Here is a 12,124-nt window from a genome sequence, read left to right as displayed (position 1 = left end):
TAGCATGAATTCGATATTTGAATCCATCGAAGAATACCATCCTACAAAACGTTAAAAACGCATACATAAATTGCGATAAATTGTTGGATGTGATACCATTAGAAGAAGTAGAACTGCTATTAGTGTGGAAATTTTGAAGGCAGCATTGGAGGGTGCTAAAAAAACACACATTGTATACCGTGCGAACCTGAATTTTGAAGTCATCAATAGATATCTTGCTTTACTGCAGGACAAAGGATTGATTGAAAAAAAGGATAATCTGTACATAACAACTAAAAAGGGAAGGGAATTTCGTGAATTGGTAGATGAATTGGGATTGTAGGACAATTTTGCAAAGAAAAACGTACTAATATTGAATCCCTTGTAGGTCACAGTATAATTTTTTGAACGCACAAGTTGAATGATTTTTGAATCAACGTCCTGTTTTTGTTTAAAGTAGAATTCTTGAATCTCAATACATTTTTAACTCATAACCAGTATTTAGTCATAACTAATATTTTCGTGGCATGCCAACATGCTTTTATAAAAATACAAAAAGGGAGATTATAACGATGCTGGAGGTTAACAATCTAACAGTTGAGGTTGCCGGTCGCAGGATACTCAAAGGAGTTGACCTGGAAGTTGAAACCGGTTATACGAACGTTCTTTTTGGACCCAATGGAGCAGGAAAATCTGTTCTTCTTATGACACTCATGGGATTTAGTGGTTATAATGTGGTCGAAGGTGAGATCATATTCAAAGGAGAAGATATCACCAATATGTCTGTGTATGAAAGGGCGCAGATGGGAATGGGTATTATGACCCAGAGACCACCAAATCTTAGTGGTGTGAAGGTTCATGATCTCCTTAAAGTAATCTCAAAGGATCTCACTGAAACAGAAGAACTTGCTGAAGCCACCGACATGGTTCGTTTTTACGAAAGAGATGTAAATGTCGGTTTTTCAGGTGGAGAGATCAAAAGGTCTGAGCTTCTGCAATTGTCCGCCCAGGATCCTGATTTTATTCTTCTTGACGAGCCGGAATCAGGTGTCGATCTTGCAAGTATAGAACTACTGGGAACTACAATTAATAAGCTTTTGAAAATGGATTGCAAGTGTGCGGGTGAGAGATGTAAGCATGGTAAGTCAGCTCTTATGATCACGCATACCGGGCAGGTTATGGACTATGTGGAAGCAGATCGCGGATATATACTCTGCAATGGTACTGTCATGTGTACAGGAAACCCACGTGACATACTGACCGAAATCAAAGAACAGGGATATGAGGAGTGTATCAAATGCAAGCTGATGAAAATTTGAGAAAGAAAGTAGAAGATGCTCTCAAAAAGAATGCTGCTTATGGAGAAGACTTCGATCTTAACGATTATGGTGTCGCATCCAAAGATGTAGAGTACACTGAACATCTCGAAGAACTTAGTGAAGAGGATCAGAGAACACTCCTGAATGTGGGTTTCACTCCAAATGAGGAAAACCGCTCAGGCAGTCTGATAATGCTCGACAATGCTGTTTCACACACATCCCTGCGTGATAAGGATGCAGTTGAGCTAATGTCACTTAATGACGCAATGAAAGTTCATGATTGGGTCAAGGACTATTCATGGAAGCTCGTCAAGCCTGATGCAGACAAGTACAATGCAATGACCTATCTTCAGGATGCAAACGGTTATTTCATCAGGGCACCTGCCGGTAAAAAATCAAAGATGCCAGTGCAGACGTGTCTTCTTATTGGTTCCGAAGAGGTTTCTCAGACAGTACACAACCTGATCATTGTTGAGGAAGGAGCTGAACTCGATGTTATTACAGGCTGCTCCACAAAGCATGGAATTGAAAAGGGACTCCACCTTGGAATTTCTGAAATGTACGTTAAAAAGGGTGCAACACTTAACTTTACTATGATACACAACTGGGCTGAACAGGTCGGTGTCAGGCCAAGAACTGTTGTGCATGTAGAGGAAGGGGGTACCTATCTTAGCAATTATATATGTCTCAAACCTGTCAAATCCATTCAGACATACCCTACAGTTATGCTTGAAGGCGAAGGGGCCTTTGCCAGGCTGAACACAATTGCTGTTGCACATCCTGGCTCCGAACTTGACCTTGGAAGCAAGGTAGTCTTCAATGCAGAGAAAACAGGAGCTGAGCTTATATCAAGGACTATTACAACCGGTGGTACAGTAATTGCCAGGGGGGAAATGATAGGCAATTCAAACGGTTCCAAGGGTCACCTTGAGTGCCACGGCCTTGTGTTAAGCGACAAGGGAACGCAAAGGGCGATTCCAATCCTTGAGGCAAATGTAGAAGACATCGAATTATCTCATGAGGCAGCCGTCGGAAGAATTGCACGCGATCAGGTGGAATACCTGATGGCACGCGGTCTTTCTGAAGAAGAAGCTGTTGGAATGATAGTCAGAGGATTCCTGGATGTTGGAATTCAGGGCATTCCTGACGAACTTAAAGCAGATATTGACGAGACTATTGCAAGGATCGGAGAATCTGCGATTTGAAATTTAATCAGAGGATATTCAAATGAACCAAAAGCATATGGCACTATTTCTGGCAGCCCTTATGGTAATGTCAGTATTTTCTTTCTTTTTAAGCAGTCTCCTGGGGGATAGTTCCAACGGAGTGGAAAACACGGATGTAGCTGATGCACCTGGTTTTGATACAATTCCAGGAACGCACGTGAATGCTCAATTAAACTCTCTTGAAGATGGTCTGAAGGTCACACCATCCGGTGCAACCACTGTATTCTACATGGATTATTTAAAGGCATATGGCACACCTATTCAAATTCTGGGACCAAACATCACCGAGCTTAGCTCATTTTATGGCTCAAATGTTGTTCAGATATATATGGCTCAAAGCAAAAACACCGGTTTTGAGGTCCAGGCACATACATTAGTTCCAGAAGTTGTAAATTTCAAGTATGATTTCACTGAAAAGCCTTACAATGGATACTACCTGCTGAAACGTGATGAGGGGATATACAACGTTATCGGAAGTCCAATGCTCCTTGGTGGAAGGGATTCGCTGGAAAGTGTAATAGACGTAAGTTCAGGAAATACTCCAGCTTCTAGTGATTTCGATAAAATATTGTCATACACCGAACCTGGTGCGCAGTATCAGATAGTGACTTCGGAAGATCCTATGGCTGTTCAACATTATATCGAGTTCAGAAGTATTGAAGACGGTAATTATGCAAGGACAGAAGTTTTCCTCGAACCTGCTGATAGTTTGCTTGAAAGTATAGGATCACTGCAGACCAACAGCACAGAAAGAGGACTGACCTACGAATTTAATGTCTATGAAGAGGATGATGTGGCAATTGTTGAAATAACGGCCAACGAATCAAACTTCTATAATCTGGCAATAGAACAATTCAAGTGAGATCCGGGTCTCACTTCTTTTCTTATTTTTGCATACATTTTTTCTGCCATAACCTTTATACGCGTATAAACTATTGTAGCACAGCAATCGTTATTTGCCGAAAGGTATATATCTAAATGTAGCGATTCACAGCAGTACTTTGGCATATACTATTTGTCAGTTAATTGATAGTAATTCGTTACGATCCTAATTGGCCAAATTAGTTTCAGCCCATTGGTTGATTTACAATGAATAATGAAAAACCACGATGTAGCATCATGGTTTTGAAGGAGATAATAAAATGGCAGCAAAATTTGAAGTTCCAGAAGAATTAGCAAACAAAGCACTTGAGAGTGTAGAACTGGCAAGAGACACAGGGAAATTGAAAAAGGGCATCAATGAAGTCACAAAGGCAATTGAAAGAGGAATTACAAAACTCGCAGTAATTGCAGAAGATGTCAGCCCTGCAGAAGTCATTGCTCACATTGCACCACTATGTGATGAGAAGAATGCAGCTTACATATATGTAAAAGAGCAGAAGGAACTTGGTGCTGCTTGTGGAATCGGTGTTGCATGTTCAGCTGTGGCAATCATAGACGCTGGAAAAGGCAGCGAACTTGTTGAAGATATTGCACAGAAAATCAGTGCACTCAAATAATCCAGATACGTGAGGTATCGTTATGGCAGATGAAGATATGGGCTTTGCAGCTGAAGTCATTGACATTATCGGTAACACCGGTATGCATGGTGAAGCTAGCCAGATACAGTGCCGTGTGCTTGAAGGACGCGACAAGGGACGTATAATCACCCGCAACTGTGTCGGACCAGTAAGAATTGGCGATGTTTTCATGTTAGTTGAAACATCCAGAGAAGCCAAGAAATTGACTACTAGGTGATTGTGATGGAACAGAGAAAATGTTCATTCTGTGGAGAAGTACTTGAGCCAGGAACAGGAAAGCTCTTTGTTAAGAAGGACGGATCATCATTCTATTTCTGTTCTTCAAAATGCGAAAGTAACTTCGATCTTGGAAGACTTCCAAGGCGTACTATCTGGACTGAGCAGGGTAGGGTCTACCTTAAGAAAGCATAATGGGTGTCATAAATGGAACAGACATACATTATGATCAAACCTGATGCAGTCCAGCGTGGACTCATTGGGGAAATTGTATCCAGAATAGAGAAACGTGGTCTGAAGATCGCAGCAATGCGTATGAAAGTAATGAGCGAAGAGAGTGCAAAGGAACACTACAAAGAACATGTAGAAAGACCTTTTTTTGCATCACTCATCGAATACATTACCTCAGGACCTTCTGTTTCCATGGTCGTTGAAGGCAAGGATGTAATCGCTATCATGCGCGCTGTAAATGGCGCAACCAATCCTGTAGATGCACTTCCCGGAACAATTCGCGGGGACTTTGCAATCGAAACAGGAAGAAATGTAGTTCATGCATCTGATTCTACAGAATCAGCTCAGCGCGAGATCGCAATTCACTTCCAGGATTCAGAAATAGCAAACTATTCAAAGATTGATGAGGTCTGCCTCTACGAGTAATGAGGTGGTCTCTTCAGGATATTTGCTGCAACTTTGCAGCAAAATCCTGTGATATCTTTAGTCGACATTGAGTTTTACAATTGATTAATCAAACTTTGAAGGGTTGCATATGGCCGTTAATGAAAATTTACGTACACCAATCGTTTCTGTGATGGGACATGTTGATCATGGAAAAACGACTTTACTTGATAGAATAAGAGGTAGCACTGTTGCTGCGGGGGAAGCAGGCGCTATTACCCAGCATATAGGTGCAACCGAAGTCCCGATCGATGTCATAGTAAACAAATGTGGGGACCCTTCATTAAAAGACAAGTTCATAGTACCCGGACTTCTTTTTATTGACACGCCAGGACATCATGCTTTTACTTCACTGCGAAGTCGTGGTGGAGCACTTGCTGATCTTGCAATTGTTATTGTGGATGTAAACGAAGGTTTCATGCCACAGACAATTGAAAGTCTGCAGATCCTAAAAAGATTCAAGACTCCTTTTGTGGTTGTTGCCAACAAGATGGACCGGATACATGGTTGGAATCCCCAGAAAAACAGTTCTTTCATGGCTTCGTACAACAAGCAGAGTGAACGTGTCAGGACTGATCTTGACAATAAGTTATACGATATTGTCGGTGAATTGTACAATATAGGATTCAATTCTGAACGATATGACAGGGTTAGCGATTTCCAGCATAGTATTGGTATCATACCAATAAGTGCAGCTACTGGGGAGGGAATTCCAGACGTACTCATGACACTTCTTGGACTTGCACAGAGATTCCTCGAGTCAAATCTGCACTACAATGCAGAAGGGCCTGGGGTTGGCACAGTACTTGAAGTGAAAGATGAGAAAGGCCTTGGAACAACTCTTGATATCATCCTTTACGATGGAAACATCAACAAGGGCGATATGATCGTGATAGGTAGCCTTGGAGAACCGATCCATACCAAGATTCGTGCTCTTCTTAAACCTCGACCACTTTCCGAGATGAAATCTGAGGAAAAGTTCCAGCAGATCAAGTCGGCAACTGCAGCAATTGGTGTTAAGATATCCGCACCGAATCTGGAAGGTTCACTTGCAGGATCTCCTATCAAGGTTGTAACGCCGGAAACGATTGATGCCATTTCTGAAGAGATCAAAAACGAGATCGAAGATGTGCAAATAGATACAGATTCCATGGGAATAACTATCAAAGCTGATACGATTGGATCTCTTGAAGCTCTTGTAAATGAACTTTCCAAAGAAGATATACCAATAAGGAAAGCAAGCGTTGGGGATATTTCACAACGTGATATCATAGAAGTGGCAGCAATTGAGGATCCATTATACTCTGTTATTATTGGATTCAACATCAAAGTACTTCCTGATGCTAAAGAGAAGGTTCAGAATCTTGATGTTACTCTTTTCAAGAACGATGTTATCTATCGCCTGATAGATGACTATAAGGACTGGGTAAAGAAGCAGAAGGAACTTGTTGAAAAGGAAATATCAGAAACTATTATCAAACCTAGTCGCTTCCAGATAATGCCAGACTGCATATTCAGGCAGAGTAAACCTGCTGTGGTTGGTGTCAAAATCCTTGGCGGTGCTGTGAAGACGAAAGTTGATATTACAACCGACGACGGAACTGTTGTGGGCACAGTAAAAGGACTTCAGTCTAGGGGCGAGAACATCTCAAAGGCAAGTGTTGGAATGGAAGTTGCCATGGCAATTGATGGTGCTACAGTCGGCAGGCAAATAAAGGAAGGGGATCTACTTTTTGTAAACATCCCTGAAAGGCATGCCAAAATACTTGAACATGAAATTTACGACTCAATGACGGCAGATGAATTAGAGACATTGGAATTTTTCCTTGAGATCAAAAGAAAGGACAATCCGTTCTGGGCTAAATAATATCTCTTGGATGAACGATAATCACAAGAATCATACGCATTAAAGCGGAACAAAATAAACCGAGGATAAAATATGGCAGATTTTAAAGTTGTTGTATCAGACCCAAAGACAAAGGCATACCAATTCGATGTCACTGGGGCTGAGGCTAATAAATTCATTGGCAGATCAATTGGTGAGACCGTTGAAGGTACTGTTGTGGGACTTCCTGGCTACACCCTGAAGATCACAGGCGGTAGCGACAAGAGTGGAATGGTTATGAGACCTGACCTTCCTGGGCCAAAGAGACAGAAGGTACTTGTTGCAACCGGTGTAGGATATGTACCAGCTTCAAAAGGTGTCCGCCGCAGAAAGATGATGCGCGGAAGAGAAATTTCACCTGATATTACTCAGATCAACACTGTTGTAACAGAACAGGGTGCAAAGTCCATTGATGCTATCCTTGCAGGTCCTGAAGAGGAAGCTGCAGTGGAAGCACCAGCAGAAGAGTGATATTTTCACTCTTTTCATTCACTTTTTTAATTTGAAACTACTTTTAAAACAAGATCTATTCTTTTGAACGGGTATATTTGGAAGTTCCGAACCCAATATCAACTATTCTGTTCTTTTTGGCCATTTCTTTAAGGAAATTGTCTGCGTTTTTAACGTTCAAACCAGTTCTTTCCATCAGGTCCGAAGCATTAAAATATTCCATTTCATCAAGCAGGGACACTAATTTATCTTCGAGTGTTTCCGGTTTTTTCTCCGAGTTATGCCACATTGAAAGACTTGCTGCAGATACTACAGTTTCATTAAAATGTAGGTTACTGGTGTCAAGTTCATACAAGAAAAGTATCAGACGAGGGTGCATGAAAGTTCGTGCCCATTCTCTGATCTCATCATTCCACGAAGAATTCACAAGACATAAACTCTTATACTGATCCTTTGCGACTGAATTTCCCTCAGACTGAATGAAGTTCATAAGTTCTTTAAGATCCTCAGTCGGATGCCAGTAAGTTTCAAAGATCAAGGGAGTTTTGAAAAGACCATCCTTTACAATACCTACGATCCATCTATCTGAAATATCGGTGCTCCATTTACTGTTCCCTATATAATTCCCATCATTGGATACTTCGGGCTGGTATGTGGAATACTTATGTTCCAGTAAGTTAAAGTAATTGTACAATTTTGAAAGAGTTTCAGTATCAAGCTCATTATTGATATCTTGGCTAATTTTAGCATCATGTTCTTCAGATATGTGGCTCTCAATATCCTTGTCCATACTACTGGAAGCCTGGTCGTCTGGATTAGAAACATTATCAGTTTGAAAAACAGGATTTTCTGAAGGTGCTGGAACAACTTTTTGTAAAACAGGCTTTTTTCCCGAAAGTACTCGGGATTCTGTGGCTGATTCCATTTCTTTCAATTTGAATTCATTAAGAATATCCTTATCAACAATTATTCTTGAGTTGAAAGCTTTCTTGAACTGGCTCAAATGAACTTCCAGTGAATGTGTATCTATATTTTCTGAAACCAAATAAGAATTGGCAAGATCAAGCATTTCTGAAGCGGTAGTTAAAAACATGTCCTCAGTCGTGTATAGTTCTCCAAGATTACCTTTTTTCCCACTGAATCCGTCAAGTTCTTTACTTTCTATCTCAGAACGGATCCTGGAAATGTCAGACCTTATGTTGCGAAGCTGGAAATTAACTTCCATCTTCTTTTGTTGATAACTTTTCTGGATCAGTTTTTCGACTACATTGTAGGCATCCCTTAGATTATCTGTTACTGTCTGACGATTGTCTTGCTGTATCTTTTGAGGATCATCGGGGATTTTCACCATGTCACTTCCTGAATAAGGTTTCATTATTTCTTATCACTTAAGATACTTATCTATATCTTTAAAATACCATTTTTGATTTTTGTATTCAAAAAAATGTTGGTGATGTGGGGGCCTTCATTGACTTGTGTATAATTCATAATTATCTCGTTGACTACATCAAGGAGTAAAAATGCACACAAGCAAATATATATAATCAAAAACAAACCTTCTAATTAGTGGGAAATTAGTATTGCAGTGGGATTAGCAGCTCATTGCTAGAAAATTAGAATAGTGGTAGCTATGGTTATGGGTACTAGAAATAATCGGGGGATAAACGAATCTATCAAAGAGGTTGAGAAATATATCTTGGTCAAAGAAGTAATGGCAAAGAAGTGATTACTGCAGATGTCGGGGAAAGTGCTCAAAGAGTCGCAAATCATATGGCAAAGCAATGTGGGCAGCATAATGGTAACAAAGAACGATGAGGCAATGGGGGCATGTCAGATATGTGGTTACTATGTCGCTGATCTTACAATGGTAAATGGGGATATCGTGCGACAGCTGCAGATATGAAAGGGAATAATAAGATTAAATTTATTTTTTCACATAATGATTTAATTCAATACTTAGATAGGGAGGTAAATAAATGACAGTAGGTCAAATAATGTCAAAAGATGGGGTATTCGTAAAGGAAGATGATCTCGTGACCCACGCACGGCAGATGCTGCGTGACTATTTTCTGCGCAGTCTTCCTGTAATCGATAATTCTGAAAGGGTAGTGGGTATTCTTACGGATCAGGACGTGCTTAATGTAACTGCCAACAAATCCAATGTGACGGTGGCAGGGTATGCAAGGGAATGTCCTTTGATCACTCCTGAAATGGATGCCATAAAAGCCGCAAGACTGCTTTTAGAAGCTGGGATGCACAGGGTCCCCGTGGTCGCCTCAATCAATGACAGAAAGCTTGTGGGTATGCTGAGTGATGTGGATCTGCTTAAAAGGTTCAAGATTACCAAGATATCTCCAAAAATGGTCAAAGAGATCATGGAGCCAAAGGTCAGGACCTGCAATCCCGATGACAGCATCTCCAAGGTATGGCAGAACATGCTGGACCAGGATTTTACAGGCATCCCTGTGGTGTCTGACAAGAACAAACCATTGGGAATGATCACAAGAATGGACATCATAAAAGCCGGGTTTGCCAGGATCGGTTCAAGTGATGCACACGGGCCGAAGCCCAACGAATCCACAAAGGTGGAAAAACTTATGTCAACCCCTGTGCATGCAACATTGCCCGAAACCTCGATATCAAAGGCAATAGAGATGGTGCTACATTACGATATGGGCAGGCTGATAATTATAAATGATTCAAAGATGGTGGGAATAGTCGGAAGGCATGATCTTCTTAAGGCATGTCTTGTTGGCAAGACCTCTGAATGATCTCTCTCAAAACCTATGTCTGGCTAATGTTAATGATTTTTCATAGAGATATCATAATGAAAAGTGGGAATTAAGGGGTAGATCAATAATAATATTTTGGGAGTTTGGTGGTTAAATTGAATATACGATACAAAGCAACAAAGCTTGAAGATGAAAAAATAAAGGCTCAGGAGAAGCTAAATGCACAGGATAAGACCATTCAGAGAAAGGATCCTAAAATGATGGGCATGACAGGATCAATGGACTTTGGACCTGTGGATTTCCATGCAAGGGCTTCGGAGCATGAAGGGGAAATAATGACAATTGCAACAAAGGACGTTGTAACACTTCCCCCCACCACCACAATAATGGGTGCTATCAAGACTATGACGAACAAGGGGTTCAGACGTGTACCAATAACGGATGCAGGGACAAATCGTCTGGAGGGGATTGTCACATCTGTGGATGTCATCGATTTTCTAGGAGGGGGAGACAGGAACCTTCTGGTGGAGAACAAATACAAAGGTAATCTTCTGGCTGCCATTAATGAAAGCGTATATGAGATCATGCAGAACGATGTTGGCTTCATTGGAACTAACGCAAGGATATCCGATGCGTTGGAGGTGATGCTTGAGCGGAAAGTGGGGGGTATACCCATCGTGGACGATGAAAAAAGGGTTGTCGCCATCTGTACTGAGAAGGATTTCGTTTCCCTCGCTTCAGGCGTTCCTGTCGATAAGTCCATCGGGCAGTACATGACCCGGAAGGTGAAGACAGCTTCTCCGGACATAAAGATAGGTGAAGCTGCAAAGATAATGATTAGGGAAGAGCTGAGAAGACTCCCTCTTGTCAGGGATGGGATACTTGTGGGAATTGTCACAGCTTCTGATATTATGCACTATCTTGGAAGCGGGGCGGCATTCGACAAGATCGTTACAGGTGACATACATGAGGCTTTTGATGAACCCATCGGTTCATTGGTCTCAAAGGATGTTGTGTGGGCCAAATCAGATATGGACCTTGGCAAGGCAGCATCTCTCATGAGGGAGAATGATGTAGGTTCGTTGCCGGTGATTGATGAGGGTGCCCTTTGCGGGATAATCACGGAGAGGGATTTTCTCATGGCAATGTCGAATAAAGCCAACAAATCAAATGCACAAGACGAAAATATGACGGTGGCATCTCTCATGAGTTCACCAGTCCATATAATATCCCCCGAAGAGCCCATATCGCGTGCAAGGAAATTGATGCTCAGGCATAAGATAGGCACCATCGTTGTCATGGACAACGAAAAGATGGTCGGAATCGTCAACAAAGCTGATATCGGGAAAAAAATTGCTCAGGCAGAGCCTGTATGGAAAAGGCGGCCCATTGATAAGATCCCTGTAAGCATGGTCATGAAGGAATCGCCCATAACAATCTACCCGGAGGCGACAATATCAGAAGCCATCAGCCTGATGCTTGAGGGGGAGATTACCTTCCTTCCTGTTGCAAACAAAAATGTTGTGGGGGTAGTCACGATGACTGATATTGTCAGAAACATTTCCAAGTTTGATCTTGAGGCCAAGGTTTCTGAATTCATGAAAGAAAATGTAGTTGCTGTACACAGGCATCATACTATCAACCATGTAATAGACGAGATGAATGAGAACGAGACCAACCGTGTTATTGTAATCAATGATGTGGGCGAAGCCGTTGGAATGATATCTGCAAGTAATCTGGCAATGAGCATGATGCAAGATAGTGAAGGAAAGCTTCCTGTAAAGAACATAAAAATGGCACGTCGATCCACACATGCAGGGGAGAAGGTCTACAGATATGTAAAGGAGGTAGCCATTGTTGCTGAGGATATAATGTCAAGTCCTCTGATAACCATAAAGGCGGATGAGAAGGTGGCAAAAGCTGCAAAGATAATGATCGAGGAAGACCTCACGGCTCTGCCAGTTGAAGAGGGTGGTGATGTAGTGGGCATAATCAGCAGGATAGATGTGATGAGGGCAGCAAGGTAAGGGTGGAAAATAAGCTCTCAAAATCAATGCCACAGAACGGGAATCATATGATATGTAAAATGATTTATCCGTTATTGTGGCATTTGCCCGGGAAA

13 protein-coding genes are annotated in these 12,124 nt (G+C 41.5%); 12 read left to right on the top strand and 1 reads right to left on the bottom strand.

The annotated features are described in order from the left end of the window. The first annotated feature begins 79 nt into the window (after window positions 1–79). The 10 genes from V7O66_RS06060 (at window position 80) to V7O66_RS06015 (ending at window position 7,291) form a co-directional block, all read left to right on the top strand. Window positions 80–322 (top strand): winged helix-turn-helix domain-containing protein, encoded by a 243-nt coding sequence (locus V7O66_RS06060; protein ID WP_406662596.1) that lies wholly within the window; start codon window positions 80–82, stop codon window positions 320–322. A 229-nt stretch (window positions 323–551) separates the two neighbouring features. Beyond that, window positions 552–1,298 (top strand): ABC transporter ATP-binding protein, encoded by a 747-nt coding sequence (locus V7O66_RS06055; RefSeq protein WP_406662191.1) that lies wholly within the window; start codon window positions 552–554, stop codon window positions 1,296–1,298. After that, the gene (locus tag V7O66_RS06050; RefSeq protein WP_406662189.1) at window positions 1,277–2,503 is read left to right on the top strand and encodes a SufB/SufD family protein; all 1,227 of its coding nucleotides are present in this window, start codon (window positions 1,277–1,279) and stop codon (window positions 2,501–2,503) included. The genes V7O66_RS06055 and V7O66_RS06050 overlap by 22 nt, the downstream gene beginning before the upstream one ends. 22 nt (window positions 2,504–2,525) lie before the next feature. After that, window positions 2,526–3,386 carry a hypothetical protein gene (locus V7O66_RS06045; RefSeq protein WP_406662186.1) on the top strand — a complete coding sequence of 287 codons (861 nt, stop codon included), beginning with the start codon at window positions 2,526–2,528 and terminating at the stop codon, window positions 3,384–3,386. A 280-nt stretch (window positions 3,387–3,666) separates the two neighbouring features. Next, complete coding sequence (rpl7ae, locus tag V7O66_RS06040) at window positions 3,667–4,023, top strand: 50S ribosomal protein L7Ae (protein ID WP_406662184.1); 357 nt, start codon at window positions 3,667–3,669, stop codon at window positions 4,021–4,023. A 22-nt stretch (window positions 4,024–4,045) separates the two neighbouring features. Further along, complete coding sequence (locus V7O66_RS06035; protein ID WP_406662182.1) at window positions 4,046–4,261, top strand: 30S ribosomal protein S28e; 216 nt, start codon at window positions 4,046–4,048, stop codon at window positions 4,259–4,261. Between the two features lie 5 nt (window positions 4,262–4,266). Continuing rightward, on the top strand, window positions 4,267–4,455 hold the full coding sequence (locus V7O66_RS06030) for a 50S ribosomal protein L24e (protein WP_406662180.1): 189 nt from the start codon (window positions 4,267–4,269) through the stop codon (window positions 4,453–4,455). Window positions 4,456–4,467: 12 nt separating this feature from the next. Continuing rightward, entirely contained in the window at window positions 4,468–4,917 is a 450-nt protein-coding gene (gene ndk, locus V7O66_RS06025) for a nucleoside-diphosphate kinase (protein WP_406662178.1), read from the top strand. A gap of 109 nt (window positions 4,918–5,026) precedes the next feature. Beyond that, window positions 5,027–6,802 carry a translation initiation factor IF-2 gene (gene infB / locus V7O66_RS06020; RefSeq protein ID WP_406662176.1) on the top strand — a complete coding sequence of 592 codons (1,776 nt, stop codon included), beginning with the start codon at window positions 5,027–5,029 and terminating at the stop codon, window positions 6,800–6,802. A 72-nt stretch (window positions 6,803–6,874) separates the two neighbouring features. Then, on the top strand, window positions 6,875–7,291 hold the full coding sequence (locus V7O66_RS06015; protein WP_406662175.1) for a 30S ribosomal protein S6e: 417 nt from the start codon (window positions 6,875–6,877) through the stop codon (window positions 7,289–7,291). Between the two features lie 55 nt (window positions 7,292–7,346). On the opposite strand, the gene V7O66_RS06010 is transcribed toward V7O66_RS06015, so the two are convergent. Then, window positions 7,347–8,645 (bottom strand): hypothetical protein, encoded by a 1,299-nt coding sequence (locus V7O66_RS06010; protein ID WP_406662173.1) that lies wholly within the window; start codon window positions 8,643–8,645, stop codon window positions 7,347–7,349. Between the two features lie 601 nt (window positions 8,646–9,246). Here V7O66_RS06010 and V7O66_RS06005 point away from each other — a divergent pair. Both V7O66_RS06005 and V7O66_RS06000 read left to right on the top strand, forming a co-directional pair. Continuing rightward, entirely contained in the window at window positions 9,247–10,041 is a 795-nt protein-coding gene (locus V7O66_RS06005) for an HPP family protein (protein WP_406662171.1), read from the top strand. A gap of 107 nt (window positions 10,042–10,148) precedes the next feature. Continuing rightward, window positions 10,149–12,029 (top strand): CBS domain-containing protein, encoded by a 1,881-nt coding sequence (locus V7O66_RS06000; RefSeq protein ID WP_406662169.1) that lies wholly within the window; start codon window positions 10,149–10,151, stop codon window positions 12,027–12,029. Window positions 12,030–12,124 lie beyond the last annotated feature (95 nt).

The sequence above is a fragment of the Methanolobus sp. ZRKC3 genome, assembly GCF_045291275.1.
GTDB lineage: Archaea > Halobacteriota > Methanosarcinia > Methanosarcinales > Methanosarcinaceae > Methanolobus.
The sequence above is the reverse complement of the archived record's forward strand: the minus strand, read 5'-3'. Positions and strand labels throughout refer to the sequence as shown.